Genomic DNA, 26516 nt, shown 5'->3' on the forward strand with positions numbered 1-26516 from the left:
GGGCTGCCTTCAGCCGAGCGCCGCGATCAGCACCACCGCCACCAGGGCGACGGACGCCAGCGGCAGCAGTTCCACACCGTTGCGCGTCCAACTGGGGACGGCATTGTGGTGGCCCACATGGCCGTTCGCGATGTCGTCGGCCCAACCGTGGCGCGACGGCACCGCACCCGGGGCCGACACCGCTGGGGCGGCCGGGTTCGCCATGTCGACGACGCCGTCGCCGCGGTGATAGTCGCCGGTCTGCCGGGCCAGCGCCGGATTGGGCCGGCCCTGCATCAGGCGGGAATCGTCCAGTTCGACCTCGACCCCGGCCGCCTCGACCCGCTCGATCACCGCGGCGGTTTCCTCCGGCGTCATCGTGTCGACGGGCAGGATACCGCCCAGCGCCTCGGCGCTCAGCCGGTTGCCGTTGCGGCGGCCATGGTCGATGAGGGATTGGATCAGGCGCTCGTCGGTGGTGCTGGCCATGATGGCTCTCCTTTTTTCAAGTTCCCAGCAGATCACAAGCTCAAACGCGCGAAACAGCCCGAAGGTTCACCGGCACGCCGACTCCGCTGGCGCCACCTTGCCGCAGCCCGGCCGCGACCCGACATAAGAGGTCACTCCAACGGATCGTCATGATGGGAGACCCGACCATGCTGGGGCATTTTCTGCGCAAGCCGGCGACGCTGCCGACGCCGGAGGAGGCGCTGCCCGGCCGCAGCCAACCCGTTCCGGTTCCCGAACAGCACCATGTCAACGGCCATCGCCTGACCGGCCCCTATCCGCCTGGGCTGGAGGTCATCGACCTCGGGCTCGGCTGCTTCTGGGGAGCGGAGCGCAAGTTCTGGCAGGTCCCCGGCGTCTGGGTGACCGCCGTCGGCTATCAGGGCGGCCATACCCCGAACCCGACCTATGAGGAGGTCTGCTCCGGCCGCACCGGCCATACCGAGGCGGTGCGCGTCGTCTATGACCCGGCGATGGTGAAGGCGGAGGATTCTGCTGCGCGTCTTCTGGGAGTCGCACGACCCGACCCAGGGCATGCGCCAGGGCAACGATGTCGGCACCCAGTACCGGTCCGCTGTCTACACCCACAGCCCCGCCCAGCAGGCGGCGGCGGAAGCGACGCTGGCGGCCTATCAGGAGCGGCTGGCCCAGGCCGGCTATGGCCCGATCACCACCGAGATCCGCGAGGCTCCTCCCTTCTACTTCGCGGAAGGCTACCACCAGCAGTATCTTGCCAAGAATCCAAACGGCTATTGCGGGCTTGGCGGCACCGGCGTCACCTGTGCGGCCTGATGAAACACGGGTAAACGCCGGGGTGCGGTGCCCCTGACGGGCTTAGCCCTTGCGGTTGCGCCACACCGGCCCTTGCGGGTATGGTTCGGGCGGCTCTTGAAAGCTCCGGCGGCATCATCCCGCGGGAGCGCCGCCCGTCCAGCTGCGATTGTCATGACCAAGGAAAGAACCGAGCTGGCGACGCCGTATCTCAGCGGCCTGCTCGAATTCTGGCTCACCAAATCCGTCGCCGGCCGGCCGCCGGTCCCCAGCAGCATCGCCCCGGCCGACCTCCGGCCGTGGAAGGACAACATCGCCGTCTTCGAGGTGATCGGGGAGGAAGCCGGCACCTTCGTCTATTCCTATTACGGCAAGGCGCTGGCAACCGCTTTCGGCCAGTCGCGCCTGGGCGCCACGCTGGACGACCTGCCGCCGGAACAGCGGGCATTGCTTCAGCCGGAATACGAGACGGTGCGCCGCGAGCGGCTGCCTGTCGCCCGTGTCCACACCGCGGTCTTCGGCGGGCGCACCCGCAGCTTCGAGCGGCTGGTGCTGCCGATGTCCAGCGACGGCGTCAGCATCGACAAGCTGCTGGTCGCCGCATACGAGATGACGCCGCGCGAGCTGGCGGCACGTCCCCCCCTGCCGGGTGGCTCCTCCTCCGGTCCAGTCCCCCTCACCGTTCAGAAGCCCGGAGCCTCGGCATGAGCCCGCGTATGCCGCATCTCGCCGCCCCGCCCACCCAAGCGGGGGTGGTGACCGCCGACGAGTTCAATCTGTGGTGCGCGCTGAACGGCCGACCGTTCAATCTCGTCCCGAACCCGCGCCCCGACGGCCGCGTGATGTGGGATGTCGAGGTTCTGCCCGGCACCCCGCGCGCCGGGACCGTCTATTCCACCAACCTGTCGGACGAGGCGCTGGCGGTGGTCGCCGGCTTCGCCTTCCTGTCGGGCGTCGAATGGGCCTATGAGGCGCGCGACCCGGCGGAGGCGGAGGCACCTGCGACCCCGTGCGAAGCCGCACCGGTGGCGGAGGCGGCAACCGCCATCCCCGGCCCCGCCACGGCCCCCGCCGTGCCCTGCGCGCCCGCCGCTCCGGCCGGCCCGGTGGATTATCCCGCCGTCTATTCGCTGCCCACCGTCTCGCTGCTGCAGACCCCGCCGCCGCGCCCGGTGCAGCAGCATGACGAGTCGGTGCTGGCCCGCAACGCGCGGATGCTGGAAACCGTCCTGAAGAATTTCCGCGTCCGCGGCGAGATCATGGATGTCCGCCCCGGCCCGGTCGTCACCCTCTATGAATTCGAGCCGGCGCCCGGCACCAAGTCGGCCACCGTCATCAACCTGACCGATGACATCGCCCGCTCGATGAGCGTGGTCACCGCCCGCATCGCCATCGTTCCCGGCCGCAGCGTCATCGGCGTCGAGCTGCCGAATCCGGTGCGCGAGATGGTCTACCTGCGCGAGAGCTTCGACCACGACGCCTTCCGCAACACCACGGCACAGCTCGCCATCGCGCTCGGCAAGGACATCAGCGGCGAGCCGGTGGTGGCCGACCTCGCCCGCATGCCGCATCTGCTGGTCGCCGGCACCACCGGCTCGGGCAAGTCGGTGGCGATCAACACGATGATCCTGTCGCTGCTCTACCGGCTGCCGCCGGAGCGCTGCCGCTTCATCATGGTCGATCCCAAGATGCTGGAGCTGTCGGTCTATGACGGCATCCCGCATCTGCTGACGCCCGTCGTCACCGACCCCAAGAAGGCGGTGGTCGCCCTGCGCTGGGCCGTGCGCGAGATGGAAAGCCGATACGAGGCGATGTCCAAGCTCGGCGTGCGCAACATCGAGGGCTACAACGCCCGCATGGCCGAGATGATCGCCAATGGCGAGAAGATGCCGCGCCGCGCCCCGGCACCGGGCGAGCCGGAGAACGTCTTCGACCTGACGCCGTCGGAACCGACGCCGCTTCCCTACATCGTGGTCATCGTCGACGAGATGGCCGACCTGATGCTGGTGGCCGGCAAGGAGATCGAGGCGGCGATCCAGCGTCTGGCCCAGATGGCGCGCGCCGCCGGCATCCACCTGATCATGGCGACGCAGCGCCCGTCGGTCGACGTCATCACCGGCACCATCAAGGCCAACTTCCCGACCCGCATCAGCTTCCAGGTCACCAGCAAGATCGACAGCCGCACCATCCTCGGCGAAGCCGGGGCGGAGCAGCTGCTGGGACAGGGCGACATGCTGTACATGCAGGGCGGCGGCCGCATCACCCGCGTCCATGGTCCCTTCGTCTCCGATTCGGAGGTCGAGGAGATCGTCCAGTATGTGAAGGCCCAGGGCGCTCCCAACTACGTCACCGCCATCACCGAGGAGGAGGAGGAAGCCGCCGCGGTGGAGGATGAGGACGGCGGTTCGGTTGCGACCGGCGACGACCTCTACATGCAGGCCGTCAATCTCGTGGTCCGCGAGGGCAAGGTGTCGGTCAGCTTCATCCAGCGCCAGCTCCAGATCGGCTACAACCGCGCCGCCCGCCTGGTGGAGCGGATGGAGACCGAACGCGTGGTCGGTCCCGCCAACCACCAGGGCAAGCGCGAAGTCCTGCTGTCCCACGCCGGCCTGTCGGCCAAGCGCGCAGGCGTGTGATCGATCATCCGGAGGAGCTTTCTTCCTCTGTGGAGAGGGCTCCTCCGGTTGGGAGACGACAGCAAGAAAGCAAAAGGCTCCCCTATGGACCCGAAGCCCCATTTTGAAAGCCTCGCCCGCTACAACCGCTGGGCCAACCGCCGCCTTTACGAGGCCGCGGCGCAGCTTTCCGATGCTCAGTTCCGCGAGGACCGCGGCGCCTTCTTCGGCTCTGTCCGCGGCACGCTGAACCATATCCTGGTCGCCGACCGGGTGTGGCTGGAACGCATCGAGGGGGCCGGGCCGAAACCGTCGTCGCTCGATGAAATCCTCCATGACGACTTCGCCGGCCTGCGCACTGCCCGCGAAGCGGAGGACGAGCGTATCCTGCGCGTCCTGGCAGCCACCCCGGCGGAGCGGTTCGAGTCGGTTCTCTCCTACCGCAGCATGGCCGCCACGGCGCATGAGCTGCCCTTCTCCCAGATCGTCACCCATATCTTCAACCACCAGACCCACCATCGCGGGCAGGCCCACACGCTGCTGAGCCAGTTCGGGCTGGGCGCGCCGACGATCGACTTCGTCTATTTCCTGCTGGAGACGAAATGAGCCAGACAGGAAGCAGGCCCGTCGCCGACCTCGCGGCTCTGGAAGCCCTCTATGGCGAGCCCGCCGCTCCCTCCATCGCCAAGGAAGTGCCGGCGCTGACCCCCGGCTACCGGGCGCTGATCGAGGCGTCGCCCTTCTTCGTTCTCGCCACCAGCGGGCCGGATGGGCTGGACGCCTCGCCGCGCGGCGACCAACCCGGCTTCGTCCGGGTCGCGGACGACCGTACCCTGCTGATCCCCGACCGCCGCGGCAACAACCGCATCGACAGCCTGCGCAACATCCTGGCCGATCCGCGGGTCGGTCTGCTGTTCCTGGTGCCGGGACTGAACGAGACGCTGCGGGTCAACGGCCGCGCCGTGATCGACACCGACCCGGCCTTGTGCGAGAGCTTCGCGGTGGACGGCAAGGTGCCGAAGTCGGTGCTGGTCGTCAGCATCGAGGCGGTGTTCTTCCAATGCGCCCGCGCCCTGCTGCGGTCCCGCCTGTGGGACCCGGCGGTGCAGATCGAGCGCCGCAGCCTGCCGTCGGCAGGAGTCTTGATGGCCGAGGCCAGCGCCGGGCGTGAAGGCGGCGACGCCTATGACCGGTCGCTGGCCGAGCGCATCCCCAAAACCCTGTACTGACCCGGCATTCCTACTGCGCGGCGAGCCTGTCGGTGGCCGGCAGCCGGATGGTGAAGACCGAGCCCTCGTCGTGCTCGCTCTCCACCGACAGGGTTCCGCCATGGGCGGCGACGATCTTCTGCGTCATGTAAAGTCCCAGCCCCGACCCCTTGGTTCCGCGCGACGACGAGGCGCGGAAATAGATCGAGCCGATTCGCTCCACCTCCTCCGGGGTCATGCCGAAACCCCGGTCGGCGACGCGGATGACGATACCGCCTCCGTCATCGAAGGCGCTCACCCGGACTGCCGCGTCCGCCGGCGAGTAGCGCAGCGCGTTCTGCACCAGATTGCCGATGGCCACCCCCAGGAAGGGCGCATCGACCAGCATCGGGCGGTCGGGAGCGTCGATCGACAGCTCCAGCCGTTCCTCCGCTTCCGTCCCCCTCAGGCCGCCCAGCACCTCGTCCATCAACTGGCCCAGCGCCACCGGTTCCGGCTTCAGCGCCAGCGCCCCCTGGTCGAGCGCATCCGAGGACAGGAACAGATCCACCAGCTCTGCCATCTTGTGGGTGGTGCTGCGGATGCGTTGCAGGCGGGACAGCGCCGACGGCGACTCCACCACGCCCGACAGTTCGATCATCTGGGCCGCGCTGTCGATGGCGGCCAGCGGAGTACGGAATTCATGCGACAGCATCGCGACGAAGCTGCGCTGCTCCTCCGCCCGCTTGGTGGCGAAGGCCGATTCCTCCCGGGCACGCAGCCGTTCCGCCTGAAGCCTGCCGATGCGCAGGGCCAGACCGGTGCCCAGCACCATCACCGCCACCATCGAGGCGACCTGATAGGGATCGGCGATGAAGAAATCGGCAGGCAGCGCGCCCCGCAGGATCAGTTGGGCCATGATCAGCCCACCAAGGGACACCAGGGTGCTGGCCAGATAGAAGCGCGGGCTGAGATCGCTCGGGTTCAGCCAGGCCATGCGTGCGGTCAGCACCAGCGCGATCACCACCACGACCAGCGCCGACAGGGTCACCACCGGGTTGGTCAGGGCGTAGAGCGGTGAAACCGTCGTCGGCAATGCCAGCAGCACCAGCAGGGCCAGCCCCTGATAGCAACGCGCCAGCTTCGGCGCCCGGGTCTGCAGATCGAGGATATAGACCCACATGATCAGTGCCGTGGCAAAGCCGAGGAAACCGCTGCTGCCCACCAGCAAGTTCATGATCCAGCCCGGCAGATCCGGCAGCAGGGCTGCACCGATGCCGTTGGCGAACAGGTAATAGCAGAAGACCGTGGCGACATAGGCGGTGTAGGACAGCAGCGCCCCGTCACGCAGAAGCAGGCCCAACGCGACATAGCCCAACACCAGGATGCCCAACACCCCCAGGAAAAACCCCTGGAACAGCAGATCCTTGGTCTGGTGGCCGACATAGGCGGCGGGAGACCACACCCGTGCCGACAGGCGGATGGCGCTGACCGAATCGACGCGCAGGTAAAGCGAAACCGGCTTTCCCTCCGGAAGGGTCAGCGGCAGGCTGTGCAGCCGGGTCTTCATCGGCCGCTGGCTGAAGGGAACGAAGTCTCCCAGCCGGACCAGCCGGTAGGCGGCAGGATCCTGCGGCCGGCCCACGGCTCCGTTTGCCTTCGGAATGAAGAGATCGAGATGGTCGATATAGGCTTCGCCCATCTCCAGGAGCCAGTCCGCCGGCGCACCGGGTTCGCGCATCAGGTCGAAGCGGTACCAATGGATGTCGCGGGTCTGGCCGACACCGCGGAAATCCCCAAGCGGCTCCATCTGCCCATCGGCGTCGGCCTTCAGGATGGCGGCGAAGTCGAACTTGCGGTCGGGATCGATCAGCCGGGCGAAATGGCCGGCCAGGGTGGCGCTGGCGGTGGCTGGCCCGAGCCGAAGCGGCTCCACACCGGACACCGTGGCGGCGGCTGTGCCGGCGAACCACAGAAGAAGCGCCGTCAGCAGGGCGATCGGCCCCGCCATCCGGCGGCAAGACGCGGATGAGGCCGGGGAACCGGCATTGCGCCCGCCAGGGCCGTTCTGCCGGGCAGAAGGGCGGCGATTCCAGCCTCGCCATTCCCTGCCGTTGTTCGCGTCCTTCATCATCGCGGGTTATCGATATGGATAAAGTTTTAGCAAAACATTAAGTTTGTATGCATTACGTCCTTCCAACTCTTCTGGTTCCCGGCCGTCGTCAGATGCGTGAAGGGGACAGCTTGAACTCCACCACCGTGTCGGTGGAGGCAAGGGCGCTGACCAGCGCCATCGGATCGGGGTCGCCTTTCCCCTGAAGCACCAGCTGGCATTCGAACTGGCCGCTGCCGTTGGCGAGATGAAAGGCCCAGTCGACCACCTCGAACCCGTGTTTCTTGGCCTGCGCCCGCAGTTCTTCCGGCGGCGGGGCCTTGTCGCGCGGGAAGACCAGCGTCAGGTGGACCACCGACTGGTGGGGCAGCAGCCGCTCGACCGGCCGCAGCAGGCTCATCACCAGGATGGTCAACAGCGCCGCGGCGATGGCGACCGCATAAAAGCCGAGCCCGATGACGATGCCGATGGCCGAGGTCGCCCAGATCGAGGCGGCGGTGGACAGGCCGCGGATCGACAGCCCCTCGCGCATGATGACCCCGGCGCCGAGAAAACCGATGCCGGTGACGATGCCCTGGATCACCCGCGTCGGATCGCCGGTCAGGGCAGCCGCGTGCGGCGCCCCCTGCGTCCCGATGCCGCCATACCACATGGAGGGGTAGGCGTTGACCACAGTCAGCGCGGCCGAGGCCAGGCAGACCAGCCCGTAGGTCCGCATCCCGGCCGCCCGCCCGTGATAGCTGCGCTCGTACCCCAGCAGCAGCCCGACCGCCAAGGCTCCCAAAAGATGCAGCAGGATCAACCCGTTGGTCGCCAACTCGGCCTGCGACCAGTAGGAGCGCAGCAAATCCATGGCCCATTCCATTCCCGATCGAGGTTTCCAATGAAGACCTCCACCGCAGTCTAGCGCAGCCCGGGCGATGGCGCCTGCGCAACAGAAGGCGCCATTCCGTCACAGGCCGCAAGTGGCCCCACTTGACCTGAGTCAATTCCAGCTCGCCGGAAAGTACCGATACTAAGGGCCGAAAACCAGTACCTAAGGACCAGCCATCAGGGCTGGCACCGGGACCGGTTCGACCTGTTTCCGCTCCGACCGAGAGTGCCGCCATGAGGCCCACCCCCTCCCCCGTCCTGTCCCATCCGTCCGACCGGAAGGCGACCGACTCCGCACCGGCCCCGACCCGCCGGGCCGAGGGGCTGATGTTCCTGTGGCTGGCGGTGCTGGTCTGGCCGGTGATCGCCGTCGGCACCGTCGCCGCCTACGGCTTCTCGATCTGGATGTACCAGATCCTCACCCACTGAGCCCAGCGCTCCCCCAGGACCGACATGCCCCGCGCACCCGAAGTCCACATCTCCAGCCTCGTCATCCAGCACAGCCCCGACCACACCGACGCGGTGCGCCAGGCGGCGGCTTCCGTCGCCGGGCTCGACTGGTGTGCCGCGGAGAACGGCAAGGCTGTGGTGACCCTGGTCACCGCCAGCGCGGCAGAGGTCGTCGACCGCATCGCCCTGCTCAACGCCATTCCCGGCGTCCACACCACCACCATGGTCTACCACCACTACGAACCCGCGGACGCGATCGACGCAGCCTGACCCCTCTCCCCTGGACTGTCACCCGGATCCCCAGCCAGGCGCGCCGTTTCCGCCTTTTCCCGACCGAATTTCCTCCGACCCTGGAGTCCTCCCCATGTTTCTGTCCCGCCGCGATTACCTGAAGGCGCAAGCCGCCGCTGCCGCCGCCGCGGCGGCCGGAATCTCGCTGCCCGCGTCCGCCGCCAACATCCTGACCGGGGAAGGCGCCAAGCTGACCTGGTCGAAGGCCCCCTGCCGGTTCTGCGGCACCGGCTGCGGCGTAATGGTCGGCGTCAAGGACGGCCGCGTCGTCGCCACCCACGGCGACGTGAAGGCCGAGGTGAACCGCGGCCTGAACTGCGTGAAGGGCTATTTCCTGTCCAAGATCATGTATGGCGAGGACCGGCTGAACCAGCCGCTGCTGCGCATGAAGGACGGAAAGTTCGACAAGGACGGCGAGTTCGAGCCGATCAGCTGGGACGCAGCCTTCGACATCATGGCCGCCAAGTGGAAGGAGACCCTGAAGAAGAAGGGTCCGACCGCCGTCGGCATGTTCGGCTCCGGCCAATGGACCATCTATGAGGGCTATGCCGCCTCCAAGCTGATGAAGGCTGGCCTGCGCTCCAACAATCTCGACCCGAACGCCCGCCACTGCATGGCGTCGGCGGTGGCCGGCTTCATGCGCACCTTCGGCATGGACGAGCCGATGGGCTGCTACGACGACATGGAGCAGGCCGACGCCTTCGTGCTGTGGGGCTCCAACATGGCGGAGATGCACCCCATCCTGTGGACGCGCGTCACCGACCGCCGCCTCAGCCATCCCGGCTGCAAGGTCGCCGTGCTGTCGACCTACGAGCACCGCAGCTTCGACCTCGCCGACATCGGTCTGGTCTTCACCCCCGGTTCCGACCTGGCGATCCTCAACTACATCGCCAACCACATCATCAAGACCGGCCGGGTCAACAAGGAGTTCATCGAGAAGCACTGCAACTTCAAGCGCGGCCGCGACGACATCGGCTATGGCCTGCGTCCCGACAACCCCTTGGAGAAGAAGGCGAAGAACGCCGCCAACGCCAACGACTCCGACCCGATCAGCTTCGACGAGTTCGCCAGGTTCGTCGAGCCCTACACGCTGGATAAGGCCCACGAGCTGTCGGGCGTGCCGAAGAACCGGCTGGAGGCGCTGGCCGAGCTGTACGCCGACCCGAAGGTGAAGGTCGTGTCCTTCTGGACCATGGGCTTCAACCAGCATGTCCGCGGCGTCTGGGCCAACAACCTCGTCTACAACATCCACCTGCTGACCGGCAAAATCTCCCAGCCCGGCTGCGGCCCCTTCTCGCTGACCGGCCAACCTTCGGCCTGCGGCACCGCGCGCGAGGTCGGCACCTTCTCCCACCGGCTGCCCGCCGACATGGTGGTGACCAACCCCGAGCACCGCAAACACGCCGAGGAGATCTGGAAGCTGCCGGAGGGGACCATCCCCGACAAGGTCGGCTACCACGCCGTCCAGCAGGACCGCATGCTGAAGGACGGCAAGCTCAACGCCTACTGGGTCATGTGCAACAACAACATGCAGACGGCCCCGAACACGGCGAAGGAGACCTTCCCCGGCTACCGCAACCCGGAAAACTTCATCGTCGTCTCCGATCCCTACCCCACCGTGACGGCGCTGGCCGCCGACCTGATCCTGCCCACCGCCATGTGGGTGGAGAAGGAGGGCGGCTACGGCAACGCCGAGCGCCGCACCCAGCTGTGGCGCCAGCTGGTCGATGCGCCGGACGGCGCTCGGTCCGACCTGTGGCAGATCATGGAGTTCTCCAAACGCTTCCGCATCGAGGAGGTGTGGCCGGAGGAATTGCTGAACAAGAAGCCGGAGCTGCGCGGCAAGACCCTGTACGAGGTGCTGTTCCGCAACGGTCAGGTCGACCGCTTCCCGCTGTCCGACCTCGACCCGACCTACAACAACCAGGAGGCCAAGGACGCCGGCTTCTACGTCCAGAAGGGCCTGTTCGAGGAATACGCCGCCTTCGGCCGCGGCCACGGCCACGATCTGGCGCCCTTCGAGCAGTACCACCAGGAACGCGGCCTGCGCTGGCCGGTGGTGGACGGCAAGGAGACCAAGTGGCGCTACCGCGAGGGCTCCGACCCGTATGTGAAGGCCGGCGAGGGCATGCGCTTCTACGGCAACAAGGACGGCAAGGCCAACGTCTTCGCCCTGCCCTACGAGCCGCCGGCCGAAGCGCCCGACACCGACTATCCCTTCTGGCTCAGCACCGGCCGCGTGATCGAGCACTGGCACAGCGGATCGATGACGCTCCGCGTTCCGGAGCTGCGCAAGGCCTTCCCGAACGCCGTGGTGTTCATGCACCCCGACGACGCCAAGGATCTCAACGTCCGGCGCGGGCAGGAGGTGCGCGTCACCTCCCGCCGCGGCGAGGTCCGGGTGCGGGTCGAGACTCGCGGGCGCAACAAGCCACCGCGCGGCCTGGTCTTCGTCCCCTTCTTCGACCACACGGTCCTCATCAACAAGGTGACGCTCGACGCCACCGATCCCATCAGCAAGCAGACCGACTACAAGAAATGCGCGGTCAAGATCACGCCAGTCCTGAACGCCTGAGGAGTGCCGGCATCATGAAGACCCGTTTCCTGATCGCCGCGCTGGCCCTGCTGGCCGGCATCCCGGCCATGACCATCGGCGTCACCTCCGGTGTCGTCGCCGCCGACAAGCCCGTCGTGATTGCGGACGCCACCGGCACCGTGGGGGGGATCAAAGTCCCCTCCGCCAACCATCCGATCACCACGGATGTCCCGGCCGAGGCGACCCACCGCGAGATCACCGACGACCAGAAGCGCGTGCGCAACTACGCCGACCAGCCGCCGCTGATCCCGCATGCTATCCGCGACTATCAGATCGACCTGAACATCAACAAGTGCCTGACCTGCCACGACCGCCGAAACACGGCCGGCTCGCAGGCCCCCATGCTGTCGGTCACCCATTTCCAGGACCGTGACGGCCAGACGCTGGGCACGGTGGCGGCCCGCCGCTACTTCTGCACCCAGTGCCATGTGCCGCAGACCGACGCCCAGCCGATCGTTCCCAACAGCTTCCAAGACTTTGACTCGGTCCTGGGCCATGCCCAAGGCGGCCAGAAATGACAATCCGCTCCGCATTGCTGGGCCTGTGGCGGCTGTTCGCCCGCCCCAGCGTCCATTTCAGCCTGGGTTTCCTGACGCTGGGCGGCTTCATTGCCGGCGTCGTCTTCTGGGGCGGCTTCAACACCGCCCTGGAGGCCACCAACAAGGAAGCCTTCTGCATCAGCTGCCACGAGATGCGCGACAATCCCTATGAGGAGCTGAAGCAGACCATCCACTTCACCAACCGGTCGGGCGTGCGCGCCAGCTGCCCGGACTGCCACGTCCCGCACCAGTGGACCGACAAAATCGCCCGCAAGATGCAGGCATCGAAGGAGGTCTGGGGCAAGATCTTCGGCACCATCGACACCCGCGAGAAGTTCCTCGACAAGCGCCGCGAGCTGGCCGAGCACGAATGGGCGCGGCTGAAGTCCAACAACTCGCTGGAATGCCGCAACTGCCACAGCGCCGACTCGATGGACATTACCAAGCAGAACCCGCGCGCCGCCAAGATGCACGAGACCTATCTGTTCACCGGCCAGAACACCTGCATCGACTGCCACAAGGGCATCGCCCACCACCTGCCCGACATGCAGGGGATCGAGCCGGGCTGGAGCATGAAGACCAGCCAGAAGTAAGGATCGAGTTGATGCAACGGCCCCGCTTCCGAAAGGAGCGGGGCCGTCGGTGTTTCAGGGGAAACGCTTCACTCTGAAATCCAGGGATTGAGCAACGGAACACTCATCGGCTCGAAATCCTTCGTGTTCCGTGTCACCACCGTCAAACGATGGACCAGGGCCGTTGCTGCGATCATGCTGTCACGCTCGGGGCGCGGAGTCGGGACATGCAATGTGGCGCACCGCTTGGCCACATCGGCATCGACAGGAAGGATCCGCCCCTGAAACACCACCAGGACGTGGCCGTCAATCCAACTGCGCAGTGCCGTTCCGTGGGCAGGATCCTTCCGCGCCACCAAACCGGCGCCACGTTCGATCTCGAACAGGGTGATTGCCGAGATGAACAAGTCGGCCGGCATCGCTTTGGAAGCCCAAGTCACCAATCCGGCATTGGCTCGTGCTGGCCGCCGCAACTCCGACACGGCGTTGGTATCCAACAGATACATCAGTCCAGATCCACCGGGCGGGCCATAGCCTGTAGCTTCGGCGGGTCGAAATCGAAATCCGCCTCCTCCCCTTCCTGCCGCAACAGGTCCAAAAGCGAGCCTCCCTCACCGGACAGGCGGCGGTACGTGTCATAACGCAACAGAACAAAGGCCGGTTCGCCACGGTCGGTAACGATCACGGGTCCATCCTCGGCTGCTCGTTTGGCCTCGCTCGGGTTCTGATTGAACTCACGGCTGGAAATCATGCGCCCCATGGTGTCCCTCTTCTGAGAACCGCTGCTCACGCGTCGCCATGGACGACCGCTATGAAGACGATACAGATCGCCCCCATCAGAGACAAGATGCGTGTAGTTACATAGCTACATCAAACCTTCACCTATCCCAGCATCGCCACCACCGACAGAGCCAGCAGCGTCACCAGCACCGCTTCGCCAAGTCCGACCAGCCCGCGCAAGCCCAGCGCCACCCACCAGCTCGCCCAATCGCGGCGGTGACGAACCTCCTTCAGCAGACGTTCCTGGATACCGGCGACGGTACGGCGTGCCGACAGGCTGGCGATGCCGCCGACCAGCGCCACCAGACCGGTGCCCAGCACGAAATACAGCGCCCCCTTCCAGCCGGCGAAATGGTCGGGATCGTTCAGGTAATGGCCGGCGCCGACGACGATCCAGACAGCGGCCGGCCAGACGCCGACAATCTCCGGGCCGGGTCCTTCTCCCTTCGGCCCTTCTCCGCTTGGCGCATCGCCCATCGCCGCCTCCCCTCAGCCACCCGGCACATGGCGGTAGGCCAGCACCCGCGTCGCCGGCCCGCCTTCGACGTCGGCCAGCGGCAGCAGAAGCTCGACGAACTTCGCCCCCGGCAGCATCGGATCGTCGCGCACCAGCAGGCAGCGCGGCTCGCCGCTTTCCAGGCAGGCGCGCAGGTCGGACAGCCAGCGCTGCGCCGCCTGCTCCGGGTGGCAGTCGGTCACCCGCCGTGTCGTCGGCCGCTCGGCCAGCCGGCGTTGCAGGGCGCGGCCGCAGGACTTGTAGACGAAGTCGCTGCCATCGGCGGTCGGCTCCATCAGAGCGGTGCGCGGCACGCTTTCCCGGACCTGGGCCGTGTCGATCTCGCTTGCCAGCGGCATGCGGCGCTTGCGCTTCAGCCTCACCCAGTGGGTGTAGAGGATGCGGACCTGCGGCGTCTGTTCCGCATCGATCACGTCGGCCCGGCAGGGCGGCGGCGGAAGGTCCAGCACCGGAGTCGCCACCGGCGCCGAGGCGAAGGCCGCTGCCGCCGGCACCGGCTGGGAGACCGGCTGCGGAATGGGGCGCGAGGCCGCGGCGGTGACCAGCGTGTGGGCCTGCCCGGCGGGCGTATGGCCGATCCGTCCGCCATGCTTCTTCAGCATCGGCAGCGGCGCCCAGGCGGTGCAGGTGTGATAGCCCTTGGTGATGCGGCGGTAGTCCTGGCTGCTGGCGGTCCGGCATTCCCCCTCCACCCCGTGGCGGGCGACATGCACCAGCGTGTTGTCCTCCGACAGCGCGCGCTCGCCGCCCCACGAGACGCAGGCGGCGCAGGCGCGGCTGTCCTTGGCGAATGCGTGGCTCATCGGGGCGTATCTCCAATGGGTATGCGAAATGGGAGAAGGGGAATTGATGCGTCCCTTTCCCCCGCCATTCAAGGCCCGCATGGGGCGGCAGTGCCGCGCCCGAGATTCAGTCATGCGAGGGTGACATCCATGCCACCCCTTCCCCCCCGGCCCGGAACCCCCTATAAGGGGGCCTTGCACGACATGCCCATCCCGCTCTCCGTCTCCGGTCCCCCGGTGCCGGGGGGTTTTCGGCTGACCACATTTCAGAGAAGCGGACCCATGCCCAAACGCACCGACATCAAATCCATCTGCATCATCGGCGCGGGTCCGATCGTCATCGGACAGGCTTGCGAGTTCGACTATTCCGGCGTTCAGGCGTGCAAGGCGCTGCGCGAGGAAGGCTACCGGGTCATCCTCGTCAACTCCAACCCGGCCACCATCATGACCGACCCCGGTCTGGCCGACGCCACCTACATCGAGCCGATCACCCCGGCGGTCGTCGCCAAGATCCTGGAGAAGGAGCGTCCCGACGCCCTGCTGCCGACGATGGGCGGCCAGACCGCGCTGAACACGGCGATGGCGTTGTCCGACGACGGCACGCTGGAGCGGCTCGGCGTGGAGATGATCGGCGCCAAGCGCGACGTCATCGCCAAGGCCGAGGACCGCATCCTGTTCCGCGACGCCATGGACAAGCTGGGCCTGGAGTCGCCTAAGTCGCGCATGGTCCGCACGCTGGACGAGGCGATGGACGCGCTGGAGTTGGTCGGCCTGCCCGCCATCATCCGTCCCAGCTTCACGCTGGCCGGCACCGGCGGCGGCATCGCCTACAACCGGGCGGAGTTCGAGGACATCGTGCGCGGCGGCCTGCGTGCCAGCCCGGTCGGCGAGGTGCTGATCGAGGAATCGGTGCTGGGCTGGAAGGAATACGAGATGGAGGTCGTGCGCGACGGCGCCGACAACTGCATCATCGTCTGCGCCATCGAGAACATCGACCCGATGGGCGTCCACACCGGCGACTCGATCACCGTAGCGCCGTCGCTGACGCTGACCGACAAAGAATACCAGATCATGCGCGACGCCTCGATCGCCGTGCTGCGCGAGATCGGCGTCGACACCGGCGGCTCGAACGTGCAGTTCGCGGTCAACCCGGCCAACGGCCGCCTGATCGTCATCGAGATGAACCCGCGCGTGTCGCGCTCCTCGGCGCTGGCGTCGAAGGCCACCGGCTTCCCCATCGCCAAGATCGCCGCCAAGCTGGCGGTCGGCTACCGGCTGGACGAGCTGACCAACGATATCACCGGCACCACGCCCGCGAGCTTCGAGCCGACGATCGACTATGTCGTCACCAAGATGCCGCGCTTCACCTTCGAGAAGTTCAAGGGCTCGGAGCCGCTGCTGACCACCTCGATGAAGTCGGTGGGCGAGGCGATGTCCATCGGCCGCACCTTCCAGGAGTCGGTGCAGAAGGCCCTGCGCTCGATGGAGACCGGCCTGACCGGCTTCAACGAGGTGAAGATCGGCGGGGACGAGAACCCGGACCGCACCGCCATCCGCGGCGCGCTCGCCACCCCCACCCCCGACCGCCTGCTGGTGATCGCCCAGGCCTTCCGCCACGGCTTCACCGTGGACGAGGTGCAGGCCGTCTCCAAGTACGACGCGTGGTTCCTGGAGCAGATCAAGGCGATCACCGACCGTGAGGCGGCGATCCGCGCCGGCGGGCTGCCGACCGACAAGGCCGGCTGGTTGAAGCTGAAGCAGATGGGCTTCTCCGACGCCCGTCTGGCCGAGCTGGCCAAGACCACCGAAGCCGCGGTCGCAGCGTCCCGCCGCATGGCCGGCGTTACCCCGGTCTACAAGCGCATCGACACCTGCGCCGCCGAATTCGCGTCCGCCACCCCCTATATGTACTCGACCTACGAGACCGACGGGACCGGCGAGGCCGAGTGCGAATCGGACCCGACCGACAAGCGCAAGGTCGTCATCCTCGGCGGCGGTCCGAACCGCATCGGCCAGGGCATCGAGTTCGACTATTGCTGCGTCCATGCCGTCTACGCCCTGCAGGAGGCCGGCATCGAGACCATCATGGTCAACTGCAACCCGGAGACCGTATCCACCGACTACGACACCGCCGACCGCCTGTATTTCGAGCCGCTGACGGCCGAGGACGTGGTGGAGCTGGTGCGGGTCGAGCAGCGCAACGGCACCGTGCTGGGCTGCATCGTGCAGTTCGGCGGCCAGACCCCGCTGAAGCTCGCCGCAGCATTGGAGGCCGCCGGCATCCCGATCCTCGGCACCTCGCCCGACGCCATCGACCTGGCCGAGGACCGCGAGCGCTTCCAGAAGCTGTTGGTCGATCTGAACCTGAAGCAGCCTGCCAACGGCCTCGCCCGTTCGCTGGAAGAGGCCGAAGCGGTCGCCGCCCGCATCGGCTTCCCGGTCGTCATCCGTCCGTCCTACGTGCTGGGCGGCCGGGCGATGGAGATCGTCCACGACATGACCGGGCTCCAGCGCTACATGGGCACCGCCGTGCAGGTGTCGGGCAAGAACCCGGTGCTGATCGACAGCTACCTGCAGGACGCCATCGAGGTCGACGTGGACGTCGTCTGCGACGGCGAGCAGGTCTATGTCGCCGGCGTGATGGAGCACATCGAGGAGGCCGGCATCCATTCCGGCGACAGCGCCTGCGCCCTGCCGCCCTACACGCTGCCGGCCGACACCATCGCCGAGATCAACCGCCAGTCGGACGCGCTCGCCCATGCGCTGAAGGTGGTCGGGCTGATGAACGTGCAGTTCGCCGTCAAGGCCGGCACCGTCTACATCCTGGAGGTCAACCCGCGCGCCAGCCGCACGGTGCCCTTCGTCGCCAAGGCCACCGGCACCGCCATCGCCAAGATCGCGGCCCGCGTCATGGCCGGCGAGAAGCTGTCCGCCTTCACGCTGAACGGCCCGACCCCGCCGCACACCGCGGTCAAGGAAGCGGTCTTCCCCTTCGCCCGCTTCCCCGGCGTCGACATCGTGCTGGGTCCGGAGATGAAGTCGACGGGCGAGGTCATGGGCCTCGACCACAACTTCGCGCTGGCCTTCGCCAAGGCGCAGCTCGGCGCCGGCGTCACCCTGCCGGTCAAGGGCAGCGTCTTCGTCTCGGTCAAGGACCACGACAAGCCGGCGCTGGCGGTGATCTCCAAGAAGCTGCACGAGATGGGCTTCAGCATCCTCGCCACATCCGGCACCGCCAAGGTGCTGAGCGATGCCGGCGTGCCGGCGGAAACCATCAACAAGGTGGTCGAAGGCCAGCCCCACATCGTCGACGCCATGATCAACGGCAACGTGCATCTGGTGATCAACACCACGGAAGGCGCCCAGGCGCTGTCCGACAGCTTCAGCCTGCGTCGCACCGCGCTGACCTACAACATTCCGTACTATACGACGGTGGCAGGAGCACGCGCAGCAGTGGAAGCGATTGCCGCACTCCGGAACGGCAGCCTTGAAGTCGCCCCGTTGCAGTCGTACCTTAGCGGATCGTATTAAGGACGGACGACGGCGCGGCGGACCTCCTCCGCGCCGTCTTCGTCCTTGATGTCGCTTTGGACAGGTCGAACGACTGCAAGCGGTGATGGACCGAACATGGAAAAAGTTCCGATGACAGCGGCGGGCTTCAACCGCCTCCAGGAGGAATTGAAGCACCTTAAGATCACCGAACGCCCGGCGGTCATCAAAGCCATCGCGGAAGCCCGCGAACATGGCGACCTTTCGGAAAACGCCGAGTATCACGCGGCGCGCGAACGTCAGAGCTTCATCGAAGGCCGCGTGCTGGAGTTGGAGGACAAGATCAGCCGTGCCGAGGTCATCGACCCGGCCAAGCTGACCGGCAGCACCGTGAAGTTCGGCGCGACCGTGACCCTGGCCGACCAGGACACGGACGAGGAGACGACCTATCAGATCGTCGGCCAGGACGAGAGCGACATCAAGAACCGCCTTCTGTCGATCCAGGCGCCGCTGGCCCGCGCCCTGATCAACAAGTCCGTCGGCGACAGCGTCGAGGTGTCCACCCCCGGCGGTTCCAAGCTGTACGAGATCGTTTCGGTCGAGTTCCGTTGACGTTTCAACCGCCCTCTCCCACCCCGGGAGAGGGCGGTTGTCCCCTTATCCCCCAAGCTTTTCCCTGAAGAAGTCGTTCACCCGCCGGATCGCGTCCGAGCGGGCGTCTTCGTCCGTGCCGACATGGGCAGTGCCGCCGGGGGCGGTGGCGAGGTCCTTGCGCTTGCGCACCGGCGCGTCCGGCGCGTCGAAGCCGTGATAGGCGTCGGGATAGACCACCAGATCCACCTTGCCCTTGACCCCGTCGCGCCCGGACAGCTCGACGCAGCTCTCCGGCGGCGTCCAGTCGTCCTTGCCGCCGACCAACAGCAGCAGCGGGCCGTCCGGCTGCCAATCCTCCTTGCTCAACGCCGCCTTGCAGCCCGGGTAGAAAGCGACGGCGGCGCGGAAGCCGCCCTCCTCGGTCCCGGCCGGTCCATCCTCGCCGGCGCCATAGGCGACCATCACGGTGCTCGCCCCCTGTGACCAGCCGATCAGACCGATGCGGTCATGGTCCACCTCCGGCCGCTTGCGCAGGAAGGCCAGTGCCGCCCAAGCGTCGCGCTTGCGCTCCACCGTGGCGCGGACGGTCCGGTCCTTCAGCGCGGTGGTGCAGACCTCCTCCACATCGCGCGGACCGAAGCTGTCGACCATCAGCACCTCGTAACCCTGCCGCTGCAGGTGGGTGGCCCACCAGACATGGCGCGGCGACACCCGGCCGTTGCGGGCATAGAGGCCGCCGCAGCCATGCAGCATCACCACCGCCGGGTGCGGGCCGTTGCCCGCCGGGCGCAGCAGCCGGCCGCTCAGCATCGTCGGCGTGCCGCCGGTCAAATCCCCGTCGACAGACGGAAAGCGCACGATCTCTTCGGCATGGACACCGACCGCGGCCTGCACAGGCGCCGCCGACAGGGTCAGCCCCCCAACCGCGATCACGCCCGCCGCGATCCCACCGGCACCGGCATACAGCACCGCCCCCAACACAGCCGCAAGACCGCGGGTGGAAGCCTTCATTCTGCAGCGTCCCCGACCTCCGGCGCCTGCCCCGACGGCGGCGCTCGCGGTTGCAATATTAAACCTCCGCGATGCGGAAGGCCATGGGCGCCCGGCATTTGTCCCTGCGGACGCGTCGTCCACTTATCCGCCAGACGGCGAAAGCTGCCTTGCCGCCGCGTTTGAGCTAGGCTGCGGGACGATGAATGATCTCCGCACTCCCCTTCCGTCCTTCGGCGCCTTCTGCCTCTACTGGCTGCGGCTGGGGCTGACCAGCTTCGGCGGTCCGGCCGGGCAGATCGCGATGATGCAGAGCGAGCTGGTCGACCGCCGCCGCTGGATCGACCAGACCCGGTTCCTGCATGCGCTGAACTTCTGCATGCTGCTGCCGGGACCGGAGGCACAGCAGCTCGCCACCTATATCGGCTGGCGGATGTATGGCATGCGCGGCGGGCTGGTGGCGGGCGGGCTGTTCGTGCTGCCGGGTGCGCTGGTGCTGCTGGCCCTGTCCTGGATCGCCGCGGCCCATGGCGACACCGGGCTGGTCGGCGCGCTGTTCGACGGCATCAAGCCGGCGGTGGTGGCGATCATCGCCGCCGCGGTCTGGCGCCTGGGCCGCCGGACGCTGAAGGGCCCGGCCGCCGTCGCCCTGGCCGGTGCGGCCTTTCTGGCGCTGGCGCTGCTGCACCTGCCCTTCCCACTGGTTATCGGCGGCGCGGCGGTGATCGGCGGTGTGGCGGCGCGCACCGGTCGCCATTGGTTCGCCCATCCGCATCCGGCGGGCGACGATGGCTCCGACGGCGGTTCCACCACCGACCCGACGGCGGAGCCCGCTCCGAAGGCCGGACGGCTGCTTACCCTGCTTGGGCTGGGCTTGGTTCTGTGGGCGGTGCCGGTGGGCGCGGTCCTGCTGGCCTTCGGTGCCGATCCCTGGCGCGGCATTGCGGCGCTGTTCACCAAGGCTGCCTTCATCACCTTCGGCGGCGCCTATGCCGTGCTGCCATACATCGCCGGACAGGCGGTGGACAGCTATGGCTGGCTCAGCCCGCGGGAGATGATCGACGGGCTGGCGCTGGCCGAGACGACGCCGGGGCCGCTGATCCTGGTCACGCAATATGTCGGTTTCTTCGCCGGCTGGAACCGGCCGGGCGCCCTGTCGCCGGCGCTGGCGGGAACGCTGGGGGCGGCGCTGACGACTTACGTCACCTTCCTGCCCTGCTTCCTGTTCATCTTCGCCGGCGCCCCCTATCTGGAGCGGCTGATCCACAACCGTCTGGCCGCAGGGGCGCTGGCCGCCATCGCCGCGGCGGTGGTGGGGGTGATCCTGAATTTGGGCGTCTATCTGGGAATGGCGGTGCTGCTGCCGGACGGGCAGCATACGGCAGGCAGCCTGATCTGGGCCTGGGCGATCATGCTGGCAGCACTTTACGCGCTGACCCACCGGGGGGTGGCGATCCACTGGGTGGTGGCGGGGGGAGCGGCGGCGGGCCTGATCCAGGCGCTCGCCGCCTCTTCCTTGTAGACTGAGCAGGGTCGAACGAGCTGGGGCCCGCTCAGCGCCGGGTGGCGCGGGCGGGCGTCTCGTCCTCCGCGTAATCCTCGTCCTCGTCGTCCTCATTCCCTTCCGGGATGTCGGGCGAATCGACGTCGATGGGAACGCCGGGGGTGTGCTTGCTGGTGCGGATCGACAGGGCCGACTTCACATGGGCGACGTTGGGCGCCGCCGTCAGCTTGGTCGTCAGGAAGCGCTGGTAGTCGTCCCAGTCCTCCGCCACGATCTTCAGGACGAAGTCATATTCGCCGGCCAGCATGTTGCACTCACGCACGAGCGGCCAGCTGTTGACGAGCTCCTCGAATTTCTTTAGGTCCGCTTCGGCCTGGCTGCTGAGGCCGACCTGGGCGAACACCGTGACGCCGAACCCCAGTGCATCGGGGTTGACGTCGGCGTGGTAGCCACGGATGAATCCCGCCTCCTCCAGCGCGCGGACGCGGCGCAGGCAGGGCGGAGCGGAGATGCCGGCACGTCGGGCAAGCTCCACATTGGTCATCCGGCCGTCGTTCTGCAGATCGCGCAGAATCCGACGGTCAATTCGGTCGAGTTTGACCCGCCGCATGGTTTACTCGGTCGCTCCGGGGATGATTTGGAGAAAGGATATTACACGGGCATGGTGTCTACGCCAAGACGGAAACCCCCGCAAGGGCGAGCAACCCCGATAACGGTCTTTTCGCCGCAGCCCTCCCGCCTGAGGGCTCCCCTCCCTTCGAAGCTTCAACGATCCGGGTTCTCATGCAACCTCTGACCAGCGCGCCTCTGACCTGCTGGGTCGTGTCGGACGGCAAGGCCGGCATGGAAAACCAGTGCATCGGTCTGGCGGAGTCGCTCGGCCTGACGCCGGTCGTCAAGCGCGTGCATCTGCGCACGCCCTGGCGCCAGCTGACCCCCTACTGGCGCATCGGCAACCAATTCGCCGCCGGCCCCAACGGCGATCCGGTGGGGCCGCCCTGGCCCGACCTGCTGATCGGCACCGGGCGGCAGTCCATCGCCGTCTCGCTGGCGGTGCGCCAGCAGTCGGGCGGCCGGACCTTCACCGTCCAGATCCAGGATCCAGTGATGAACCCGCGCCATTTCGACCTGATCGTCGTGCCGCGCCATGACAGGCTGCGCGGCGACAACGTGATGGTGACCCGCGGCGCCCTGCACCGGGTGACGCCCGCCATCCTGGCCGACGCGGCCGAACGCTTTGCCCCGCGTCTGGCGCACCTGCCGCACCCGCGCATCGCCGTGCTGATCGGCGGCGACAACGGCGTCTACCGCCTGACGCCCACCATCATGGGCGATGTGGCCGAACGGCTGGCCAACCTGACGCGCAGCCATGGCGCCGGGCTGATGGTCACCCCATCGCGCCGCACCGGCGCCGACAACGAGGCGATCCTGCGCGCCCGCCTGTCCGGCCTGCCGGCGGAGGTGTGGGACGGCAGCGGCGAGAATCCTTACTTCGCCTATCTCGGCCTCGCCGACGCCGTGGCGGTGACCTGCGACAGCGTGTCGATGACCTCGGAAGCCTGCTCGACCGGCAAGCCGGTCTATGTGATCGAGCTGGAGGGCGGGTCGCCCAAGTTCCGCGCCTTCCATGACGGGCTGTACCAGGACGGCATCACGCGGCCCTTCGACGGCTCCCTGGACCATTGGGACTATGCGCCGCTGAACGAGACGGAGGTGGTGGCCGAAGAGGTGCGGCGCCGCCTGTCCGCCCACCGCAGCCGATTCGGCCTGTCGTAGCGGGAGAGCGGGGTGCGGCGCGACCAATGCGCGCACCCCGCTGGTACGACCGGTTTGCTGCGGAGTTCGGGCGCCGGCCATGCCATAAGCGCTGGCAAACCGGCCGTTCCGACAAACACGGTCCGGGGCCGTCCTTCCATCCGGAACTTCCGCCGCCATGACCACTCCCGACGCCGTTTCCGCCTCTTTCCTGCGTTGCCTGGATAACAGCCGGCTGTTCGACCAGCCCTACAATCACTGGCTGCTGTCCGAGGCGCTGCCGGAGGAGTCCGCCGACGCCATCGCCGAGCTTCCCTGGGGTCCGCCCCCGGTGTCCGACACCTATGGCAAGCGCGAGACCAACAACGCGTCGCGCACCTATTTCGGCGAGGAGAACCGCGCCAAATATGCGGTGTGCGAGACGGTGGCCCAGGCCTTCCAGAGCCGCGCGGTGGTGGACGCGATCCAGAAGACCTGCAACGTCGACCTGACCGGCACCAGCCTGCGCATCGAATATTGCCAGGACACCGACGGCTTCTGGCTGGAGCCGCACACCGACATCGGCGTCAAGAAATACACGATGCTGGTCTATCTCTCGAAGGGGCCGAACTGCTCGCACTGGGGCACCGACGTGCTGGACGAGAGCCGGACCGTCGTCGCCCGCGCGCCCTACGCCTTCAACGAGGGGCTGATCTTCATCCCCGGAAGCAACACTTGGCATGGCTTCGAGAAACGTTCGATCGACGGGGTGCGCAAATCGATCATCGTGAACTATGTCGGCCCGGAATGGCGGGCGCGGCAAGAATTGTGCTTCCCTGACAAACCTGTTGCATAAAACTTCCGCCGTGTTTAAGTGACGCCGGTTTTGGGGGGCAAAGCCACCGTCGGCACGCTCTTTGGGAGTCTCGTACCCATGTCCATGCTTGATCTGGACAAGTTCCGCGCTACCCCCCTGCAGCACGATCCCTATGATTTCCTGTGCGTTCCGGGTTTCGTGAAGCGGGAGTATCTGGAAGAGCTGCACCGCGACTATCCCAAGGTGGACAAGCCCGGCTCGATCCCGCTGGGCGTCTTCCCCCAGGGGCCGAGCTTCGACCGAATGATCGCCGAACTGAAGGGGCCGGAGGTTTGCAAGGCCTTCTCCGACAAGTTCGATGTGGATCTGTCGAAGTACCCGACCATGTTCACGGCGCGCGGCATGTGCCGGCCGACCGACGGCAAGATCCATCCGGATTCGGCCAGCAAGGTCATCACCGTTCTGATCTACATGAACCCGCCCTGGGAAGCAACCGGCGGCCGCCTGCGCATCCTGCGCTCCCAGAACCTGGAGGATTACGCTGCCGAGGTCCCGCCGGAGGAAGGCACCCTGATGTGTTTCCGCCGCAGCGACACCTCCTGGCACGGCCATTATCCTTTTGAAGGCCAACGCCGCGCGATCCAGATGAACTGGGTCAAGGGCGGCGTCTATATCTGGCACGAACAGTGGCGCCACCGCATCGGCGCCTGGGCGAAGGGCGTCTTCGGTGGTCAGCAGTCGGCAGGCTATTGAGGACAGTGGGTTTTTAGGGCCGATTATCAGCCGTCATCCCCGCGAAGGCGGGGATCCAAGAAACTCCGCATTCAAGCGGCTGAAGCGACTGGATTTCCGCCTTCGCGGGGATGACGGCCGAAAAACGTGAAACCCAGAAGGGCCGCATCCGTCCCCTCAGTCGATCAGATCCTCGACCTCGCGGATGCGGCCATTGTCGATCATGAACTGAACCAGCTCCGGGCGCTGCTTGCCGAGCGTGCGGTGGCGCTGGCGCACGGCGGCGATCAGGTCGCCGTTGCGGCCGAGGATGTCGTCGGCGAATTCGATCATGCGCAGGTTGGGCCAGGTCTGGGCCCGGATCGCGACCACCGTCCCCACCGCGTCGGCCGCCGGCAGTTCCGGGCGCGCCTGGGCCAGAATCATGGTCAGCGCTGCGGTGGACCGCGATACGCCCGCATGGCAGTGGACCAGCAGGTGGCGGCAATCCACCGGTTCGGCCAGCAGGTCGCGGCCGAAGGCCAGGATGCGTTCCACATCCGACCGTTCCGGCGCGATCTGGCCCTGGGTCGGCTCGATGACGTCGTGGAAACGCAGCTCCAGCCGTTCATGCTCGCCATAATCGCCGAACGCGCTCGGCTCCGTCATGTCGGGGTCGAGGATCGACAGCACATGGCTGACCTTGCCGCCGCCGAAATTGCAAAGCTCGCTGAGACCGCAGACCGTCAGGCCGAAGGGCACGAAATCGCTGGCCATCATTCTCTCGTTCGATTGCAGGGGAAGAAAATCGAAGGGATTTGCGGCCAGCATTTGGCACCGCGCGCCGCGGCCCCGTCAACCCGGCGGAAGCCGGGCCGGTCAAAGAATCCAGGCCGATCAAAGAATGTTGAACAGGTAGAGCAGGAGGATGACGGGGATCGGAATGCCGACCAGCCACAGCAGGATGCCTCGCACGTAGCTTCTCCTTCTTCCGTTGATGACGGGCGATGCGGCCGGACGCCGCCGGCCCTCTCACCCCTCATCAACGGTGCAGCCGCCGGTTGGTTGCAGCCGCGCGAACGAGCGTCAGGCCTCCTCAGCCCCCTCCTCGCCGGAATCAGCAGCCGGAGCATCGGCGGCCGGCGCCGCAGCCGGACGCGGGCGGGGTGCGCGCAGCTTCTTCAGCAGCAGGGAGAAGGGCTTCAGCGCGGTGTCCATGATGGTCTGGTCACCCTCCAGCCGCGACAGCAGGAAAGCGCCGGCTTCGAGGGTGGAGACGCTGTCGCGCCGCGGCTCCTTGCGCGCCTGCCCATAGAGCGAGCGGAACTGCGGGTTCAGCACGATGCGGCGGCATTTCAGCAGCCAGGCATTGCGCCACCACAAGGTCTTGGCCTGGCTCCAGGTGCCGTCCAGGACGATGACGCCTTCCAGATCCTCCAGGATCTCCGCACTGTCGCGCAGCGGCTCGCCGTTCCTGTCGACCACCCCCACCTCCGCACGCGGAGCGCCGCCATCCTTCACCGGGCCGAGATACAGCACGCCCCAGCGCTTGGGATCGACCTCCCGCCCCAGGATGCGCTTCAGGCCCGGCCAGCTCAGCCCGACCTTCACCAACGAATTGGCGAATTGCAGATGGGCGATCTGGGCGGTGCCCAGATTTTCCCGCTTCTCCTGCGGATGCTGCAGGATCAGCAGGAAGACGCCGTTGTCGATCGGCTGGACTGCCTCACAAATGCACAGGTGATTAGGCTTTAGGCAGGTCGGGCAGGAATTGGGGACGGTGGCGCTGTGCATGGGAGGTACGCATTCCTTGAAGGGGATTGGCCGCGAATATGGGTTGGAACGACGCGGAAGGGAACACATCTCACATCAAGGACGGCGATGCTCACCGAAGAGCGGTGGCCGTCACGGCGTGTACGACAAATCCCCTCCCAAGACTCCCTCGTGTCATACCTGTTCATGTGGGTTCAAGTGGCTTCGTATAAACCGTTTGTAGAGATTTAGTCGTGTGTCATGGAACTCGTGTGACGCGCTTAACAGCTGGCCTGGAACTTGCGTAGTTATTATCCAGGCAAACAGGACGACGGGTGGGCCAGGACCGGCCT

At 67.0% G+C, this 26516-nt stretch carries 26 protein-coding genes and 1 pseudogene; 16 read left to right on the top strand and 11 right to left on the bottom strand.

Going from position 1 to position 26516, the window contains the following annotated elements; translation table 11 throughout:
- Positions 1-9: 9 nt before the first annotated feature.
- Positions 10-468, bottom strand: a complete 459-nt coding sequence (locus ACWPN3_RS22530) for a hypothetical protein (protein WP_109448557.1) — start codon at positions 466-468, stop codon at positions 10-12.
- 167 nt (positions 469-635) lie between these two features.
- On the opposite strand from ACWPN3_RS22530, the pseudogene msrA reads away from it, so the two are divergent.
- The 5 genes and pseudogenes from msrA (at position 636) to ACWPN3_RS22555 (ending at position 5101) form a co-directional block, all read left to right on the top strand.
- Positions 636-1278, top strand: a pseudogene (gene msrA / locus ACWPN3_RS22535) (peptide-methionine (S)-S-oxide reductase MsrA).
- Positions 1279-1431: 153 nt separating this feature from the next.
- Positions 1432-1965 (top strand): PAS domain-containing protein, encoded by a 534-nt coding sequence (locus ACWPN3_RS22540; protein ID WP_109448553.1) that lies wholly within the window; start codon positions 1432-1434, stop codon positions 1963-1965.
- Positions 1962-3893 (top strand): DNA translocase FtsK, encoded by a 1932-nt coding sequence (locus ACWPN3_RS22545; protein WP_492241224.1) that lies wholly within the window; start codon positions 1962-1964, stop codon positions 3891-3893. Before ACWPN3_RS22540 ends, ACWPN3_RS22545 begins: the two co-directional genes overlap by 4 nt.
- Before the next feature lie 84 nt (positions 3894-3977).
- A complete protein-coding gene (locus ACWPN3_RS22550; RefSeq protein ID WP_492241225.1) occupies positions 3978-4478 on the top strand; it encodes a DinB family protein in 501 nt (166 codons plus the stop codon).
- On the top strand, positions 4475-5101 hold the full coding sequence (locus ACWPN3_RS22555) for a pyridoxamine 5'-phosphate oxidase family protein (RefSeq protein WP_492241226.1): 627 nt from the start codon (positions 4475-4477) through the stop codon (positions 5099-5101). Before ACWPN3_RS22550 ends, ACWPN3_RS22555 begins: the two co-directional genes overlap by 4 nt.
- 10 nt (positions 5102-5111) lie before the next feature.
- On the opposite strand, the gene ACWPN3_RS22560 is transcribed toward ACWPN3_RS22555, so the two are convergent.
- Complete coding sequence (locus tag ACWPN3_RS22560; protein WP_492241227.1) at positions 5112-7070, bottom strand: sensor histidine kinase; 1959 nt, start codon at positions 7068-7070, stop codon at positions 5112-5114.
- Between the two features lie 211 nt (positions 7071-7281).
- On the bottom strand, positions 7282-8025 hold the full coding sequence (locus ACWPN3_RS22565) for an MgtC/SapB family protein (RefSeq protein ID WP_109452954.1): 744 nt from the start codon (positions 8023-8025) through the stop codon (positions 7282-7284).
- A 254-nt stretch (positions 8026-8279) separates the two neighbouring features.
- Between ACWPN3_RS22565 and ACWPN3_RS22570 the strand changes: the two genes are divergently transcribed.
- From ACWPN3_RS22570 to ACWPN3_RS22590, 5 genes are all read left to right on the top strand, one after another.
- Positions 8280-8474, top strand: coding sequence for a periplasmic nitrate reductase, NapE protein (locus ACWPN3_RS22570; protein WP_492241228.1), 195 nt, complete (start codon positions 8280-8282; stop codon positions 8472-8474).
- 24 nt (positions 8475-8498) lie between these two features.
- Positions 8499-8765, top strand: coding sequence for a chaperone NapD (locus ACWPN3_RS22575; protein WP_492241229.1), 267 nt, complete (start codon positions 8499-8501; stop codon positions 8763-8765).
- Positions 8766-8859: 94 nt separating this feature from the next.
- Positions 8860-11361 (top strand): nitrate reductase catalytic subunit NapA, encoded by a 2502-nt coding sequence (gene napA, locus ACWPN3_RS22580; protein WP_492241230.1) that lies wholly within the window; start codon positions 8860-8862, stop codon positions 11359-11361.
- A gap of 14 nt (positions 11362-11375) precedes the next feature.
- The gene (locus tag ACWPN3_RS22585) at positions 11376-11900 is read left to right on the top strand and encodes a nitrate reductase cytochrome c-type subunit (RefSeq protein WP_199237643.1); all 525 of its coding nucleotides are present in this window, start codon (positions 11376-11378) and stop codon (positions 11898-11900) included.
- A complete protein-coding gene (locus ACWPN3_RS22590) occupies positions 11897-12514 on the top strand; it encodes a cytochrome c3 family protein (RefSeq protein WP_376957624.1) in 618 nt (205 codons plus the stop codon). The genes ACWPN3_RS22585 and ACWPN3_RS22590 overlap by 4 nt, the downstream gene beginning before the upstream one ends.
- 68 nt (positions 12515-12582) lie before the next feature.
- Here ACWPN3_RS22590 and ACWPN3_RS22595 read toward each other — a convergent pair whose 3' ends face one another.
- The 4 genes from ACWPN3_RS22595 to ACWPN3_RS22610 all read right to left on the bottom strand — a co-directional run bounded on the left by ACWPN3_RS22595 (position 12583) and on the right by ACWPN3_RS22610 (position 14593).
- Entirely contained in the window at positions 12583-12999 is a 417-nt protein-coding gene (locus ACWPN3_RS22595) for a type II toxin-antitoxin system VapC family toxin (protein WP_492241232.1), read from the bottom strand.
- Positions 12999-13253 (bottom strand): type II toxin-antitoxin system Phd/YefM family antitoxin, encoded by a 255-nt coding sequence (locus tag ACWPN3_RS22600; RefSeq protein WP_492241233.1) that lies wholly within the window; start codon positions 13251-13253, stop codon positions 12999-13001. The genes ACWPN3_RS22595 and ACWPN3_RS22600 overlap by 1 nt, the downstream gene beginning before the upstream one ends.
- A gap of 122 nt (positions 13254-13375) precedes the next feature.
- The gene (locus ACWPN3_RS22605; protein ID WP_492241234.1) at positions 13376-13750 is read right to left on the bottom strand and encodes a hypothetical protein; all 375 of its coding nucleotides are present in this window, start codon (positions 13748-13750) and stop codon (positions 13376-13378) included.
- A gap of 12 nt (positions 13751-13762) precedes the next feature.
- Complete coding sequence (locus ACWPN3_RS22610; protein WP_492241235.1) at positions 13763-14593, bottom strand: PAS domain-containing protein; 831 nt, start codon at positions 14591-14593, stop codon at positions 13763-13765.
- Between the two features lie 261 nt (positions 14594-14854).
- On the opposite strand from ACWPN3_RS22610, the gene carB reads away from it, so the two are divergent.
- The gene (carB, locus tag ACWPN3_RS22615; protein WP_492241236.1) at positions 14855-18103 is read left to right on the top strand and encodes a carbamoyl-phosphate synthase large subunit; all 3249 of its coding nucleotides are present in this window, start codon (positions 14855-14857) and stop codon (positions 18101-18103) included.
- A gap of 96 nt (positions 18104-18199) precedes the next feature.
- Positions 18200-18673: a transcription elongation factor GreA gene (greA, locus tag ACWPN3_RS22620; RefSeq protein ID WP_012972887.1), complete on the top strand. Its 474-nt coding sequence runs from the start codon at positions 18200-18202 to the stop codon at positions 18671-18673.
- Between the two features lie 45 nt (positions 18674-18718).
- Here the strand turns inward: greA and ACWPN3_RS22625 are convergent, their stop codons facing one another.
- Complete coding sequence (locus tag ACWPN3_RS22625; RefSeq protein WP_199237644.1) at positions 18719-19666, bottom strand: dienelactone hydrolase family protein; 948 nt, start codon at positions 19664-19666, stop codon at positions 18719-18721.
- Positions 19667-19847: 181 nt separating this feature from the next.
- Between ACWPN3_RS22625 and chrA the strand changes: the two genes are divergently transcribed.
- The gene (gene chrA / locus ACWPN3_RS22630; RefSeq protein WP_492241237.1) at positions 19848-21167 is read left to right on the top strand and encodes a chromate efflux transporter; all 1320 of its coding nucleotides are present in this window, start codon (positions 19848-19850) and stop codon (positions 21165-21167) included.
- 31 nt (positions 21168-21198) lie between these two features.
- On the opposite strand, the gene ACWPN3_RS22635 is transcribed toward chrA, so the two are convergent.
- Complete coding sequence (locus tag ACWPN3_RS22635; protein ID WP_109448471.1) at positions 21199-21759, bottom strand: Lrp/AsnC family transcriptional regulator; 561 nt, start codon at positions 21757-21759, stop codon at positions 21199-21201.
- Between the two features lie 173 nt (positions 21760-21932).
- On the opposite strand from ACWPN3_RS22635, the gene ACWPN3_RS22640 reads away from it, so the two are divergent.
- From ACWPN3_RS22640 to ACWPN3_RS22650, 3 genes are all read left to right on the top strand, one after another.
- A complete protein-coding gene (locus tag ACWPN3_RS22640; RefSeq protein WP_492261754.1) occupies positions 21933-22925 on the top strand; it encodes a mitochondrial fission ELM1 family protein in 993 nt (330 codons plus the stop codon).
- Between the two features lie 157 nt (positions 22926-23082).
- Positions 23083-23739: a 2OG-Fe(II) oxygenase gene (locus tag ACWPN3_RS22645; protein ID WP_109448474.1), complete on the top strand. Its 657-nt coding sequence runs from the start codon at positions 23083-23085 to the stop codon at positions 23737-23739.
- A gap of 78 nt (positions 23740-23817) precedes the next feature.
- Positions 23818-24453 carry a 2OG-Fe(II) oxygenase gene (locus ACWPN3_RS22650; protein WP_109448475.1) on the top strand — a complete coding sequence of 212 codons (636 nt, stop codon included), beginning with the start codon at positions 23818-23820 and terminating at the stop codon, positions 24451-24453.
- Positions 24454-24609: 156 nt separating this feature from the next.
- Here ACWPN3_RS22650 and ACWPN3_RS22655 read toward each other — a convergent pair whose 3' ends face one another.
- Positions 24610-25191: a tyrosine phosphatase family protein gene (locus ACWPN3_RS22655; RefSeq protein WP_247873098.1), complete on the bottom strand. Its 582-nt coding sequence runs from the start codon at positions 25189-25191 to the stop codon at positions 24610-24612.
- A 306-nt stretch (positions 25192-25497) separates the two neighbouring features.
- On the bottom strand, positions 25498-26205 hold the full coding sequence (locus ACWPN3_RS22660) for a tRNA-uridine aminocarboxypropyltransferase (protein WP_492241239.1): 708 nt from the start codon (positions 26203-26205) through the stop codon (positions 25498-25500).
- Positions 26206-26516 lie beyond the last annotated feature (311 nt).

Source organism: Azospirillum sp. UENF 111221 (assembly GCF_058780625.1).